At 70.3% G+C, this 15016-nt stretch carries 10 protein-coding genes; 4 read left to right on the top strand and 6 right to left on the bottom strand.

Annotated features, from left to right (window positions below):
- The first annotated feature begins 840 nt into the window (after window positions 1-840).
- Window positions 841-2574, top strand: a complete 1734-nt coding sequence (locus ACIA5H_RS03515; protein WP_364433314.1) for a glycerol-3-phosphate dehydrogenase/oxidase — start codon at window positions 841-843, stop codon at window positions 2572-2574.
- Between the two features lie 6 nt (window positions 2575-2580).
- On the opposite strand, the gene ACIA5H_RS03510 is transcribed toward ACIA5H_RS03515, so the two are convergent.
- The 4 genes from ACIA5H_RS03510 to ACIA5H_RS03495 all read right to left on the bottom strand — a co-directional run bounded on the left by ACIA5H_RS03510 (window position 2581) and on the right by ACIA5H_RS03495 (window position 10424).
- Window positions 2581-3147: a TetR/AcrR family transcriptional regulator gene (locus ACIA5H_RS03510; RefSeq protein WP_397073984.1), complete on the bottom strand. Its 567-nt coding sequence runs from the start codon at window positions 3145-3147 to the stop codon at window positions 2581-2583.
- A 56-nt stretch (window positions 3148-3203) separates the two neighbouring features.
- Window positions 3204-4565 carry a hydroxysqualene dehydroxylase HpnE gene (hpnE, locus tag ACIA5H_RS03505; RefSeq protein ID WP_379252092.1) on the bottom strand — a complete coding sequence of 454 codons (1362 nt, stop codon included), beginning with the start codon at window positions 4563-4565 and terminating at the stop codon, window positions 3204-3206.
- Window positions 4566-4712: 147 nt separating this feature from the next.
- Window positions 4713-5495 (bottom strand): DNA-formamidopyrimidine glycosylase family protein, encoded by a 783-nt coding sequence (locus ACIA5H_RS03500; protein WP_397073671.1) that lies wholly within the window; start codon window positions 5493-5495, stop codon window positions 4713-4715.
- A 36-nt stretch (window positions 5496-5531) separates the two neighbouring features.
- Window positions 5532-10424 (bottom strand): ATP-dependent helicase, encoded by a 4893-nt coding sequence (locus ACIA5H_RS03495; RefSeq protein ID WP_397073669.1) that lies wholly within the window; start codon window positions 10422-10424, stop codon window positions 5532-5534.
- A gap of 108 nt (window positions 10425-10532) precedes the next feature.
- On the opposite strand from ACIA5H_RS03495, the gene ACIA5H_RS03490 reads away from it, so the two are divergent.
- The 3 genes from ACIA5H_RS03490 to ACIA5H_RS03480 all read left to right on the top strand — a co-directional run bounded on the left by ACIA5H_RS03490 (window position 10533) and on the right by ACIA5H_RS03480 (window position 12923).
- Complete coding sequence (locus tag ACIA5H_RS03490) at window positions 10533-11081, top strand: histidine phosphatase family protein (RefSeq protein WP_379252095.1); 549 nt, start codon at window positions 10533-10535, stop codon at window positions 11079-11081.
- A gap of 61 nt (window positions 11082-11142) precedes the next feature.
- Window positions 11143-12090 (top strand): patatin-like phospholipase family protein, encoded by a 948-nt coding sequence (locus ACIA5H_RS03485; protein ID WP_397073667.1) that lies wholly within the window; start codon window positions 11143-11145, stop codon window positions 12088-12090.
- A complete protein-coding gene (locus tag ACIA5H_RS03480) occupies window positions 12087-12923 on the top strand; it encodes an SDR family NAD(P)-dependent oxidoreductase (protein WP_397073665.1) in 837 nt (278 codons plus the stop codon). The genes ACIA5H_RS03485 and ACIA5H_RS03480 overlap by 4 nt, the downstream gene beginning before the upstream one ends.
- A 54-nt stretch (window positions 12924-12977) precedes the next feature.
- On the opposite strand, the gene ACIA5H_RS03475 is transcribed toward ACIA5H_RS03480, so the two are convergent.
- Both ACIA5H_RS03475 and ACIA5H_RS03470 read right to left on the bottom strand, forming a co-directional pair.
- Window positions 12978-14132 carry a lipase family protein gene (locus ACIA5H_RS03475; protein WP_379252184.1) on the bottom strand — a complete coding sequence of 385 codons (1155 nt, stop codon included), beginning with the start codon at window positions 14130-14132 and terminating at the stop codon, window positions 12978-12980.
- 392 nt (window positions 14133-14524) lie between these two features.
- Window positions 14525-15004, bottom strand: a complete 480-nt coding sequence (locus tag ACIA5H_RS03470; RefSeq protein ID WP_355073468.1) for a hypothetical protein — start codon at window positions 15002-15004, stop codon at window positions 14525-14527.
- Window positions 15005-15016 lie beyond the last annotated feature (12 nt).

The raw sequence follows: 15016 nt of genomic DNA, 5'->3' as shown, positions 1-15016 counted from the left end.
GCCCGCGGCGCGCGGGGGGGGCCCCCCCCCCCCCCCGCCGACCCCCCCCCCCCCCCCCCCCCCCCCCCCCCCCCCCCCCCCCCCCCGGCCCCCCCACGGTGCATGCTCGGTCTCGCTTCGCTCGAAAGACGTGGTTGCGGTGCGCTGGGCGCGTCGGTGTCGAAGTTCGGCTACCGGTGCACGCGGTTGTAGTGCTGGCTGCGGGTCCGGCGGTCTGTTCCTCCTTTCGTCGCGTACGCGGCGGCCACTCGGACCGGAGCCGGGCGGCGAAGGGTGGATGCTCGGTCTCGCTTCGCGCTGAAGGCGTGGGTGCCGTCGGGGTCGAGGCTTGCTACCCGGTGCGAGCGGTTGGTGGTAGCTCTGGTGTCGGCTCGATCGGTTCGGCGAGTTGTCGGGTACTAGTCGGCTGTGTTGGTCGCGGGCGCATGTGCTCGGCCGGGACTGCCCGGAGGGAAAGGCGTGTTGGCCGTTCGGGCTGTGGCGGGGCGCGTGCGACTCGTGGGTCGGATTCGAGACGTTGTGCATGAGGCCGCAGTAGTTGCCGGTCCGCCGGGGTGTTTTGCCCTGCCTGGGCGGCTGCTCGGTCTCGGTTCGGTCGCAATTGTGCTGGGTCTGATGAGGCGATCCGGTCGTTGCGGCGGCGGGGTTGGTGAGTGCGGGAGTGTGCTGTTGTGTGCCTCACTGGGCGGTGGGGACGGGTCGCCGCTCGGCTAGGGTTGGGATTGTTACCGACGAGTAGGACGGGGCGACACGGGCCGGGGCGCGGGCGGTCGATTCGCGGCGGTTCGCCTAGCCTGGATCTGAACGCTCGATCGGACACATCCGCTGGAGGAGTCGAGCATGGCGAAGAAACCGGAATCGCAGCTTCTCGGGCCGGAGCAGCGCAGTGCGGCCTGGGAGCGCTTCGGCAAAGATCATTTCGATGTGGTCGTCGTCGGTGGGGGCGTGGTCGGGGCCGGTATCGCGTTGGACGCGGCGACCAGGGGCTTACAGGTCGCTTTGGTCGAAGCCCGCGATTTCGCGTCCGGGACGTCCAGCCGGTCGTCGAAGATGTTCCACGGCGGACTGCGCTACCTCGAGCAGTTGGAGTTCGGATTGGTGCGCGAGGCGCTGCGCGAGCGCGAGCTCGCGCTGTCCATGCTGGCGCCGCACCTGGTTAAGCCGCTGCGCTTCCTGTACCCGCTGACCAACCGCGTGTGGGAGCGTCCGTACGTGGCGGCGGGCCTGGTCCTGTACGACACCATGGGCGGGGCGAAATCCGTTCCCGGGCAACGGCATCTCACGCGCGCGGGCGCGTTGCGGCTGGCTCCCGGGCTGCGGCGCGATTCGCTGATCGGCGGTGTCAGCTACTACGACACGGTCGTCGACGACGCACGCCACACCATGATGGTGGCGCGCACGGCCGCGCACTACGGTGCGGTGATCCGCACGTCCACCCAGGTCGTCGGGTTCCTGCGGGAAGCCGACCGGGTGGTCGGCGTGAAGGTGCGCGACACCGAGGACGGCCGCGCGGGCGAGGTCCGTGGACATGTGGTGATCAACGCGACCGGCGTGTGGACCGACGAAGTCCAAGCTCTGTCGCATCAGCGCGGCCGGTTCCATGTGCGGGCCTCCAAAGGCGTGCACATCGTGGTCCCACGCGACCGGATCGTGAGCGACACCGCGATCATCCTGCGCACCGCGACATCGGTGCTGTTCGTCATCCCCTGGGGCGCGCATTGGATCATCGGCACCACCGACACCGAGTGGAATCTCGACCTCGCGCATCCGGCCGCGACCAAGGCCGATATCGACTATCTGCTGGAACGGGTGAACCAAGTACTGGTTCAGCCACTCACGCCGGACGACATCGACGGCGTGTACGCGGGCCTTCGCCCGTTGCTGGCCGGGGAGAGCGACGAGACCTCCAAGCTCTCACGTGAACACGCCGTCGCCCGGGTCGCACCCGGTCTGGTCGGCATCGCCGGTGGCAAGTACACCACCTATCGTGTGATGGCTCTCGACGCGGTGGACGAAGCGGCGCAGGACATACCGGCCCGGGTCTCACCATCGATCACGGCGAAGGTGCCGCTGCTCGGCGCCGACGGCTATTTCGCGCTGGTCAACCAGACGGTGCAGCTGGCCGAGACCTACGGGGTGCATCCGTACCGGATCAAGCACCTGCTGGATCGGTACGGCTCGCTGATCGCCGATGTCATGGCCTTCGCCGAGGACCAACCCGAACTGCTGCAACCGATCACGGACGCGCCGTCCTATCTCCAGGTGGAGGCGGTCTACGCGGCGGCGGCCGAGGGCGCCCTGCATCTCGACGACATCCTGGCCCGGCGGACCCGGATCTCGATCGAGTACCCGCACCGCGGAGCCAATTGCGCGGAGCAGGTGGCCCGGCTGGTCGCGCCCGTCCTGGGCTGGGACGACGAGGAGATCGACCGGGAGGTACGCACCTATCAGGCGCGGGTCGAGGCGGAGATCCAATCGCAGACCCAACCGGACGACGCCTCCGCCGACGCCCTGCGGATCGCCGCGCCCGAGCCGCGCCCGCAGATCCTGGAGCCGGTGCCGTCGGAGGGCTGAGTGTGGTCAGTCGGGCGCTTCCATCGCCATGGCCCAGCCGACCAGCGAGCGCAGGTAGCGCAGCACCAGTTCGTCCGGATACGCGCTCGGGTCGGTGAGGTGCAGCCGGGCCAGTTCCTCCATGGCGGCCAACAGGATTCGCTCTGTCGGACCATTCGGATCCACCGTGACCCCGAGGTATCTGGACAGATGACGCGCGCCGATCGCCCGCGCGTAAGCGCGACCGAGCGCGAGTCGCTCGCGCAGCTCCGGCGGCCCGCCGTCGAACGGGCTGAGCATGATCCGCCAACTGGTCGGCGCGGCGTGCAGGTAGGCGAGGATGCCGCGACCGACCCGGTCCACGTCACCGTGGTCCCAGTCCACGCTGCGCACACCGGCGAAGGCGATGGCCGACTCGCGGTCCAGCAGCGCCGACGTCAGCCCGGACAGGTCGGTGAACTGCTGGTACACCAGCGCGCGGGCGACCCGCGCTTCGCGGGCCACCCGGTCGATGCTCACCGCGCCGAAGCCTTCGGTGGCGACGATGTCGCGCGCCACGTTCAGCAGCTGCATACGGCGGTCGGCGGCGGACATCCGGCGCTTCGGCCGCGCCTCGCTGGTACCGCGCTCGGCCGTGGAGCGGTCGGTGGTCACGCCGTCGAAGGTAGCTCGAGCAGCAGCTCGACCGCCCGCGCCGCGCTCTGCGCCGCGCTTTCCATCGTCGCCGACCAGTCGGTGGCGGTCCAGTCACCCGCGAGGGTCAAAGTGGGCACCGAGGTGCGCTGGCTCGGGCGCAACGCGTGGTTGCCGACGACTTGGGAGAAGGTGGCTTTCGGCATGCGGACGACTTGGGCCTGTACCACGTTCGCCGCTCGCGCCGCCGGATAGTAGCGGCGCAGCAGCGCCATCTGCTCGGCGACGATCTCGTCGCCGGACTTGTGGATCTGTTCGTAGGCGCCACTGGTGGTCAGGCAGTACAGCCAGGCCTTCGCGGTACTGCGCCCGGTCATCCGCTGGCGATCGAAGACCTCGTCGATGACGCCGGTGCCGCCGATCAGCGCCTCGAACTCGGCCGTGGTCCCCAGTGGGCGATCGAGATAGAGGTTGGTGCTGACGATCGGCGTGTAGCCGAGTTTGTCGGCCGCCGCGTAGATCTCGGCGTGCTCGGGTAGATCGTCGAGCAGGCCGCCGATGTTCGAATTGGGCACGGCGCACACCACCGCGTCGGCCGGGATCGTGCTGCCGTCCGCCAACGCGACGCCGCTGACCTTCCCGTCCACGATGTGGATCCGGCGCGCCACGGCTCGGTAGCGCACCTGCGCGCCGTGCTTCTCGAAGACACGCAACGCCCCGGTGACATACAACGTGTCCAGGTCGGTGGTCGGATAACCGATGCCGACGGCTTGCCGGTGCCGCAGGCCCAGCCGGATGCCCGTGGCCATCACATCGGCGAACACCTTCGCCGACTCCCGCTGCACCGGCTCCGCCGCGATGCCGAGCGCCAGCCAATCCCACAGTGCTTCCCGGGCTTTGGCGGGCATGCCGACCCGGTCGAACCATTGCTCGGTGGTGAGGCCGGGCAGGTCGGCGGGCTGACGCAGGCACTGCCAGCCGAGCCGGACCGTGGCGATCGTCGCGCGCACGCGCTCCAGCGGGTTCGCATCGGGATGCGCGCCGGACAGCGTGCGCAGCGCGGCGATTCCTTTGGTGCGCATGGTGACGCTGCGGCCGTCGGGCCAGCGCAGTGTGCCGCCATGCGGGAAAGCGACGTACTGCCGTGTGCCGACGCTGGTCAGATAGCGGAACAGGTGGTCGTATCCGCTGGCGATCACGTGCTGGCCGTTGTCCGGTGGATCGTCCACGGCCTCGGCGCGCATGGCGTGGGTGCGTCCGCCGAGCCTGCCTCTGCGTTCGAGCAGGGTGACCTGCTTGCCCGCTTCCGCCAGCCAGACCGCCGAGGCGAGCCCGGCCAGGCCGCCCCCGATCACCACGTATCGCCGTCGGTCGCCCATGCTGCCTCCCGCCATAACTGACAAATTGTAAGTTAGGTGGGCGGGAAGTGCTCGTCAAGAGTTGTCGGCCGATATCGGCTGTAAGACAGCGAATTACCGCGCGGCGTGGCGGATCGCCTGCCGGAAACCGGGACTCGCGGCATCGGATCAATCGGCCGGGATGGGCTGACATCGAGGGCAGAAGAAGATGCCCCGCTCTCGCTGCACCACGCGGTCGTGATCCGGTGCGGTGTCACCGAGTAGGTCGGCGGCGAGTGGGGTGCCGCAGCGCTGGCACGGACGGTGTGTTCGGCCGTAGGCCAGAGCGCGCCGCGGCGGCTTGGCCACCGATTCGGCGAGGATGCGGTGTGCTTCGTTGACCATGGCCAACAGGTCCGGGACGTCGCCGACCCTGGTCGCGGGGTGGACGCGGCGCAGGAAACACACCTCGCTGCGGAAGATGTTCCCGATACCGGCGAGATTGCGCTGATCCAGCAGCGCGACGCCGATGGGTTGATCCGGATACCGCGCCAATCGCCGGACGGCTTCCGCCGCATCCCAATCCGGGCCCAGCAGATCGGGTCCGAGATGGTCGACGATGCGGTGCTCGTCGCTCAACCGCACGACCTCGACGGTGCCCAAGGAGAACCCGACTGCTTCGACGTCCGCGGTGCTCAACACGACTCGTGCGGCGACGCGCGGTTTCGTCCAGCGCTGTCCGCAGTGGAACACGCGCCAGCTGCCCTCCATCTTCAAGTGGGTGTGAACGCTCACGGTGGGCGTGCGGATGAACAGATGTTTCCCGTAACTGCCGACGCTTTCGATCACCTGTCCGCGCAGATCCACCGTCGCGTATCGCGGTACGCGGAAGTCGCTGCGCGTCAGTTCTTTGCCCGCCAGCGCGGTGCGAAGCCGTTTCGCGGCGAGAAAGACGGTGTCCCCCTCAGGCATACGACAGCTCCGCCGAGTCGGCGCGGAATCGCGGGCTCACGGGCGGCTCCGGAGGCGCAGGCCGCGTGGGGTGGCGGAGAAGCCGGCTTCGGTGAGGAACCCGGCGAACGTGTTGCCATGCACGGTGTCTCCGTTGACCCGGTCGATGACCAGCGAGTCCACCCGGCGGCGGTGGACCAGGTCGGCGAGCGCCGCGGCGGCGGCGCGGCGGGCGTCGGGGTCCTCGGTGAAGGTGAGCAGGGTCTTGCCGCCCCGCTCCAGATACAGCACCAGTTCACCGTCGACGAGCACGACGAGCGCTCCGGCTTTACGTCCGGGGCGATGCCCGCCCTCCACGTCGCTCTTCGGCCAGGCCAGAGCGGCGCCGTATGGGTTCGCCGGATCGGACGCGGCCAGTGCCAGTACCGTGCCGGTGGGCTCCCTGGACTCGGGACGGGCCCGTTCCGGGTCGAAGGAGCGCAGCCGGTCCACCACGTCGGTGGTGGAGAACTGCGCGCCGCCCAGCGAATCGACGAAATAACCGCGGCGGCAGCGTCCTCGGTCCTCGAACTCGGTGAGCACCCGGTACATCAGCGCGAACCCGCCCGGCACGCCCTCGTTCTGCACCGAGCCCCTGGTCAGCACGCCGTACCGCTCCAGGAGCAGATCCGCGGTCGCGTGGGCGCGCAGCGTGTTGTCCGAGACTCGCTCCGGGAGCAAAGACCATCTCCCGGCGACCGAGGGCGGGCCGGAACGGGTGGGCATGCTCGGCCGGGGCAGGTAGGCCCGTCCTCGCGGGGCGCGGCGGGGCGTGCGGTGGGCCGTCGTGGTCCGGGCCGTGCCGGATAGCAACGCCCGTACCGGCGCGAACGTGTCACCGGAAACCATTCCGGCCCAGACCAATTCCCACAATGCGGCGGCCGCGGCAGTGTCGTCGAGCAGGCCGGTGGCGTCCGAGAGTTGCCGGAAAAAGTACGCGCCGCCGCCCTGCGGCACGGGTATCAGTCGTTCCGCGGGAGCGCCGGAAATCGAATGCCCCGCGTCGGCCACGTCTTCCGAGCCGACTGGTGATCGTCGGCCACGTCGGCCGTTGTCCGACTCGTTCGGTGTGGCGCCACCGGCCGTCTCGGCGGATCGCCGGCGCGCGCCGCGACCGTCGGACGCACTGCCGGTCGGCGGATCCGGCTCGTCCAACGGCACGGGCGGTCGATCCGGCACGGTTTCCGCGGGGCCGGGTGGCGTCCATGGCACGAAGGTCGCGCCGAGCGCGGCGAGCAGACGCAACTGGACATCGGTGAGATCGACCTCGTCCGGCGGTGCGAGGGTGAACGGCGCCTGCTCGGCCGGATGCAGGACGATCCAGCCGTCCTTGGCGGTGATGGCGCCGTGTCCTGACCAGATCACCTCACCCGTCGCCATGAGCTCGTCGAGCATGGCCGGGGTGTAATCACGCACCCGCGCGGGCAGGACGAGCGATTCCCAGGCGGACGCCGGGATCGGCACGCCCGCGAGCTGTTCCACGACGGCCGCCACGCCGTCGACGCCGCGCAATTCGCCGCTGCCGACGTGCTGCCAGGACGGGAGAAAGCGCCCGAACGCGGCGGTCGAGACCGGCTCGACCTCGTGCCTGGCGGCGGCGAGCGATCTGCGGCGCAGCCGGCGCAGCACCTGCGCGTCGCACCACTCCGCCCCGGCGGCTCCGGGCGTGAACTCCCCCTCGACCACCCTTTTTTCGATGCCGAGCCGGTGTAGTGCGGTGGCGGCGACCGCGGTGCCGAGCCCGAACCGGGCCGCCACCGCCTCCGTGCCGAACGGGCCGTGCGTGCGGGCGTAGCGGCCGACCAGATCGCCGAGCGGATCGGCCACCGGCTCGATGAACGCCGATGGCGTGCCGATCGGCAGCGGAACCCCGAGCGCGTCGCGCAGCCGGGCCGCGTCCTCCACCGCGACCCACCAGCTGCGCCCCGCGAAGGAGACCTCCAGCGCACGGCGTGCGGACACGAGGCTCTCGAACCAGGCGACGGGATCCTCGTCGGAGCGCTCGGCGGCTTCGGCGGCGGTGAGCGGCCCGAGCAGCCGCAGCAGATCCGCCAAGCCCTCGGCGTCGCGCGCGTGCCGCTCCGGAGTGAGCCGCTGCAGTTCTCGCTCGGTTTGCTCGATGACCGCGGCGTCGAGCAGTTCGCGCAGCTCGACCCGGCCGAGCAACTCGGCGAGCAGACCGGAATCGAGCGAGAGCGCGGCGGCGCGCCGCTCGGCCAGCGGGCTGTCGCCGTCGTACATGAACTGCCCGATGTAGTCGAACAGCAGGGCGTTGGCGAACGGTGACGGCGTCGCGGTCTCCACCTCGACCAGCCGTATCCGGCGCCGCCCCACCTGTCCGAGCAGGTCGCGCAGCGACGGCAGGTCGTAGACGTCGCGCAGGCATTCGCGCACCGTCTCCAACAGGATCGGGAATTCGGGGAACTTGCGCGCGACGTCCAGCAACTGGGCCGAGCGCTGCCGCTGCTGCCACAGCGGCGCTCGCTTGCCCGGGTCGCGGCGCGGCAGCAACAATGCGCGGGCGGCGCACTCGCGGAACCTCGAAGCGAACAGCGCCGAGCCGCCCACCTGCTCGGTGACGATGTCATCGATCTCGTCGGACTCGAAGACGAACAGTTCGGCGCCGGGCGGATCGTCGGTGGTATCGGGCAGCCGCACGACGATGCCGTCGTCGGAGGCGTTCGGCGCGGCGTCCACACCGAACCGTTCGCGCAGCCGCGCCCCGATGGCCAGCGCCCAGGGGGCGTGGACCGGAAGACCGTAGGGGGAGTGCAGCACCAGCCGCCAGTCGCCTAGTTCGTCGCGGAACCGCTCCACCACCAGCGTGCGGTCGGTGGGCAGATGTCCGGTCGCGGTGCGCTGTTCGTCCAAGAGTGTGAGCAGGTTGGCGGTCGCGTTGTCGTCGAGACCGGCGGAAAGCATGATATCCGCGACGCGCTCCGGTACCGCGGGCGTGCGACCCGTGCCGTTGGGTATCGAATCCGCCTGCGCGCGAGTCTGTTTCGACGCCTTCGGAGGTGTTCCGGCATCGCGCCGTGCGGTCTTCCCGGTACCCGTGGACGCCTCGGCGGCGAGGTCCTGTGCGACCGTGCGCACGAATTCACCGAGCGCAGCGCCGAGTTCGGCGGGCCGACCGAGCCCGTCGCCGTGCCAGAACGGCAACCGCCCCGGCTGTCCGAACGCGGGCGTGACCAGCACTCGATCGAAGGTGATCTCCTCGATCCGCCAGCTCGTCGCCCCGAGCGCGAACACGTCGCCGACCCGGGACTCGTAGACCATCTCCTCGTCGAGTTCCCCCACCCGGGAGGCCTTCTCGCCCACCATGTACACCGCGAACATGCCGCGATCGGGGATCGCTCCGCCCGAGGTCACGGCCAGCCGTTGCGCGCCGGGCCGCCCGGTGAGCGTGCCCGCGTCGCGATCCCAGACCAGCCGGGGACGCAGTTCGGCGAACTCGTCGGACGGATACCGCCCCGAGAGCAGGTCCAGCACCGATTCGTAGGCCGAGCGCGGCAGCGACGCGTAGCTGCCGGTGCCGCGCACGACGTCGAACCACGCGTCGACGTCGATCGGGTCCAGCGCGCACGCGGCGACGGTCTGTTGCGCGAGGATGTCCAACGGATGCGCCGGGATCTGGATCGCCTCGATCTGTCCGGCCGTCATCCGCCGCGACGCCACCGCGCAATGGATGACGTCGGTGCGATGCTTGGGGAAGATCACCCCGCGGGAGATCTCGCCGACCTGGTGCCCGGCCCGCCCGATCCGCTGCAATCCGCTGGCCACCGAGGGCGGTGCCTCCACCTGGACCACCAGGTCGACCGCGCCCATGTCGATGCCGAGTTCCAGGCTGCTGGTCGCGACGACGCAGCGCAGCCGCCCGCTCTTGAGATCGTCTTCGATCAGCGCTCGCTGCTCCTTGCTGACCGAACCGTGGTGCGCGCGCGCCAGCAGGGGCCCCGCGCCGTGGATCACCTCGGTGGACGGGCCGAGCTGGGCGGGCGGCTTGTGCTCGGTCTCCACCGGCTCGCCCAGCCGCGCCGCGTAGGCCTCGTTCAGCCGGGCGGTGAGCCGCTCGGCCAGCCTGCGGGAGTTCGCGAACACGATCGAGGACCGGTGCTCCAGCACGAGTTCGACGATCGCCTCGTCCACGTGGGGCCAGATCGATCCAGGCTGGTCGGAGTCGCCGGGCTCGGTCATGTCCGCCACCGGCACGCGCACCGACAGGTCGAACGTCTTGGGCGCGGGCGGCGCGACCAGGGTGATCGGCGCGTTGCCGACCAGGAACCGGCCGACTTCCTCCGGCGGCCGGACGGTCGCCGACAGCCCGATGCGCTGGGCGGGCCGCTCGGTCAGCAGATCCAGCCGGGCCAGCGACAGCGCCAGGTGCGAACCGCGCTTGGAACCGGCGATCGCGTGCACCTCGTCAACGATCACCGTGCGCACGTCCCGCAGCGTCTCGCTGGCCGCCGAGGTGAGCATGAGGAACAGCGACTCCGGCGTGGTGATCAGGATGTCCGGCGGGGTGCGCAGCATGGACCGCCGATCGGACGCGCTGGTGTCGCCGGAACGGACCCCGACGGTGATCTCCGGCGGCTCCAGTCCCAGGCGTTTCGCCGTCTGCGTGACGCCGACCAGCGGCGCTCGCAGATTGCGTTCCACGTCCACCGCCAGCGCCTTCAGCGGGGACACGTACAGCACGGAAGTGCCCGCCCGCTCCGGCCGACGTTCCCGGCCGGCCAGCTGGTCTATCGCCCACAGGAACGCCGAGAGCGTCTTGCCGGATCCGGTGGGCGCGACGACCAGAGTGTGCTCGCCCGCCGCGATCGCCTTCCACGCCCCCAGCTGAGCGGAGGTCGGCGCGGGGAACGCGCCGTCGAACCACTCCTGGGTCGCGCGGGAGAACTGGGCCATGGATTCAAGTGTGCACCGGCCCACCGACAAGTACGCCCGTACCGTTTCGCGAGCGAAGCGGGAGCAATCGAACAACGGCCGCCGACGCCGGGCCGTACGCTTCGACAGGTGCAAAAAGTGCTCAGACTCGACCTGGTCAGCCATGGGATGACCGAGGCGATGCGGAAGGCACGGTTCCCGGTGGACGAATCGCTCACCGAGGCGGGCAGGCGGGCGGTGGCCGGATGCGGGCCGCTCACCGCCGCGCGAGTGCTCACCGGCCCGGAACGCCGGACGGTGGAGACCGCCGCGTTGCTGGGGCTGCTGCCGGATGAGGAGGACAACCGGCTGCGCGACCTGGACGCGGGCGCCTGGCGCGGCGGCGAACTGATGTCGGTGCCCCAGGACGACTTGTACGCCTGGTTGACCGACCCGGCGTTCCGCGGGCACGGCGGCGAGTCCGTGCTGGACGTGATCGAACGGACCAGGCTCTGGATGGCCGAGGTCGCCGCGCGGTCGGTGTCCACGATCGCGGTCACCCACCCGGCGGTCGTCCGGGCCGCGCTGCTGGTGACGCTGGACGCTCCACCGAAATCTTTCTGGCGCATCGATATCCCGCCCGGCAGCGTCACCCGCCTGCACTATCGCGGCGAATGGACGCTGCACTTCACGGCCTGAGCCCGGAAACCGACCGCTAGAGGGGTGGCTTTCGGGCCGAGCCGAGCTAGTGTCTGAGACTATGGGTAACAACAAAGGGTCGCAGCGGCGCGGCCTGGCCATCGGATGCGGTGGCACCGTGGGAGCGGCCTGGATCGTCGCCGCCCTCGCCGCCGCCCGGGATGTGCTCGACTGGGATCCGCGCGAGGCGGACGTGCTGCTCGGCACGTCCGCGGGTGCGGAGACGGTGACGATGCTCGGCAGTGGCGTTTCGGTGGACGACCTGGTCGCGTTGCAGCGCGGCACCGCGACCGACCCGATCCTGCGCGAGCTCCGCGCCGCCGAGCCCGGCCGGTTTCCGCCGCTGCCGCGCCCGCGGCTCGGCTCGCTTCGACTGCCGCTGCGTCGCCAGGAGCCGGGCCAGGCGCTGTTGGCCGCGGGCAGCGGACTGCTGCCGGTCGGCGGTGGCGACCCGGGCTGGCTGCAACGGCTGGCCGAACGACTGAACCCCGGCCGCGACTGGGTGCCGCATCCGGCGACCCGGCTGGTGGCGATGGACTACGCGACGGGCGAGCGCGTCGCGTTCGGCGCGCCCGGTGCGCCCGCCGCGACCATCGGCGCGGCACTGCGGGCATCGTGGGCCGTGCCCGGCTGGTTCCCTCCGGTCACCATCGGGGGCCGCCGCTTCGTCGACGGCGGCGCGGGCTCCACGGCCTCGGTGGACCTGCTCGTCGCCGAGAACTTGGACGAACTCCTCGTGCTGGCTCCGATGGCCTCCGCGGCCCGGATCCCGGCGACCGGCCCTGGGCACCTGCTGGAACGGCAGCTGCGCAACCGGATGAGCGACAAGCTCCGCACCGAGATCGCACGACTGCGCGCCGCGGGCACCAAGGTGCTGTTCGTTGGCGCGACCGCCGACGACCTCGCGGTGACGGGACCGAACTTCATGGACGGCCGCCGCCGTCTCGCCACCTTCGAACACAGCCTGCGCAGTACCCGCCGCACGCTCGAACAAGGAGCATTCGTATGAGAATCCTCGGATCCGGTTACCCCGCGATCGACCTGCGCGAGGCGACAGTCCTGATCACCGGAGGCGGGCGGGGAATCGGCCGGGCCACCGCGGAATTATTCGCCGCGAAAGGATCTCGGGTCGTAATCGCCGACGTGGACAAACCCGCCGCCGAGGAGGCGGCCGCCGCGATCGGGGCGAGCGCGTTCGAACTCGACGTGCGTTCGCGCGGGCAATGGGACGCGGTGGCCGCTGCGGTCGGCGGAATCGACGTGCTGGTCAACAACGCCGGTGTCATGCCTGCGGGCGCGTTCCTGGACGAACCGGACGTGGTCGGTCAGGCCACGCTGGACATCAACGTCTGGGGTCTCATCCACGGCATGCGCGCCGTCGCGCCGGGCATGATCGAGCGTGGTCGCGGCCATGTCGTCAACGTCGCCTCGCTGGCGGGCAAGATCCCGATTCCGGGGCTGGCCGTGTACAACGCGAGCAAGTTCGCCGCGGTCGGTCTCTCGGCGGCGACCCGCCTGGAATTCGCCGGGCATGGCGTCAGTGTCAGCTGCGTCCTGCCGTCGGCCGTGCGAACCCGCCTTTCCTCGGGTTTGACACTCGGCCACGGCATGCCGACCGTCGACCCGGAAGACGTCGCCGGCGCGATCCTGCGCACCTGCGTCACCCGCAAAGCCGAGGTGGCCGTGCCGAATTACCTCGGCCCGCTCGACATCGCATTGGCCGCCGCGCCGGAACGCGCGGTGCGCCTGATCCGGGGCCTGTTCGACGGGGATCGCGCGTTGCACCCGGCCGACGAGACGGTCCGCGCGCAGTACGAGAAAGAGGTGCGTTCCATCAGCTGATGCAACGAGAAGCGGCCCGGGAGAAGCACTCCCGGGCCCGCTTGTCTTCTGGGTTCAGCAGCTGGTCGGTGCGGGTTCGCCGCGGAACCTGGCCTCGACGTAGTTCCACGCGTCCGCGAATCCGGCGGCGGCCGCGGTCAGGTGCTCGGAGATGTCGACGGTATGGAACGTCAACCGCGCACCCGCCTTGCAGTACCGGTCGGCGACCTCGGCGACCGGGTTGTAGAAGGTGAGGGTGTCGAAGCGGCCCTGCCACATGTAGGTCGGCACGGTCGGAACGCCGTCGAAGTACTTCAGGCTGTTCTCCCGCAGGACGGCGTGCGCCTCCGGGCTGTCCATCAGGCTCTTGGACGCCGCCATCTGCTCCGCGCTGCGGAAGGCGCCGTGGAAGAGCAGGAATCGGCGGCAGGCGTCGTGGGTGAATTCCCGGAACCACAAACCGTTCTCGTTGAGCTGATCGGAGATCGGCAGCCGGTCCGGGTACTCCCGCTCCAGCCCCATGGCGGCGGCGAATGCGAGGCCGAATCCGGGGTGCGGCTCGAAGCCGAGCGCCATCGCCATCTCCTCCAGGTCGGCGGGGATGCCACCGGCCACGGCGGTGGTGAGTTTCAGATCCGGCGCGTAGGTGGGTTGCATGGCGGCGGCCCACGCGGTGGCCATGCCGCCGCCGGAGTAGCCCGCGATGGCGACGGGGGAGTCGGACAGCCCCAGTGCGGCGACCTTGCGGACGGCCTTCACGCTGTCGAGGGTCATCATTCCGGCCAGGCGCGCGGCGCCGTAGGCGGAGGTGGGGCCCAGATAGTCCGGCAGCGAGATCGCCCATCCGCGTCCGATGGGCAACATCGCGCCGACCGCGTCCTGTAGTTCGCCGTTGAACAGCGAGCGCGACGGATTGCACTGGGTGCCGAGGGAATTGATCAGCGCCTGGTAGGAGACCAGCGGCGGATTCTTCACCCCGGCGGGCATCAGGACCGTTGTGATGCCCATGACGGGCTGGCCCTGCGAATTTGTGGAGCGGAACGCGACTTGCCAGCCCTCGGTCCCGACATACATACCGGTGTCGATCCTGCGGCTCCGTACGACGTCGCCCGGCGTGAGCGCCCCCAGGTCGGGCGGCGCGGTGTAGAAGGGATCGGGATCGGGAGTGGGATAGAGGGGTTGCGCAGTAGCGGGCAGGCCGAGCAGGCCGAGCGAGACGATGCTCACCAGCAAGATCGCGATCCTGAACGGAACTCTGGACACGGGTTTCCTTCGAAAGTCAGCCGTCACCGACCCACCGCCCCGCGGCGGGCACGCCGCGGGGCGGTGCTTCGGACGCACCGGCACTACACGAGAACCGCAGCGAACCTTCACTGCGGGGCGGAGCAGAAGGAACCGCCGCCGTGGGAACCCTGAGTCGATCATGGCGGACTGCCGCACCTCCTTCGACTCCGGGACCGCCGGTAGCCGCGAAGGCGGCACCATCCGCTGCGAAGATAGCGCCCGACATTCTCCGGACGCCGCTCCGGCACAGGCGAACCGGACATGTCACAAAGCCCGCGGCCCGCCATTCGACAAGATCACTAACGGAGGTGGCCTACCCGGTCGCGCACCGATCCGGATCATGTGAAGCTGAGCACCGCCCGTCCGCCCAGCGGGCGTTGCAGGTCGACGACGACCACGCCGTACTCGCGCTTCTGCTCCGGGTTCGCGCCCTGACACGGCGGCATGCCGCGATGCAGGCCATGGATCAATCGCACGCTCACCAGGTCGGCCGATTCCTCCACCCGCGCGGTGAATCCTATGCTCGGGCAGCCGACCGGGCCGGGGATGTGGATCCCGAGTTTGTCCGTCCCGTCCTCGACGTCGTACTCCGAGAAGGGCAAGGCGGAACTGGATTCCAAGTCCGCGGCATGCGGGATGACGACCATCGTCCCGCCCGCGTATCGCCGGGGACCCGGGTCGGCCCGCATCCCCGCCGCCGCTTCCGCGGTGCGCTCCGGAGTGGCGGGCACGGCCGGGTCCGCCTGCTGCCCGCACGCGGTCAGCGTTCCGAACGTGATGGCGGCGACGATCGCCGTACCCATCCTGCGCAGTGCCACCTCTCCACCTTC

The sequence above is a fragment of the Nocardia sp. NPDC051900 genome, assembly GCF_044452545.1.
GTDB lineage: Bacteria > Actinomycetota > Actinomycetes > Mycobacteriales > Mycobacteriaceae > Nocardia > Nocardia sichangensis.
This window is presented reverse-complemented; position numbering and strand designations above follow the sequence as displayed.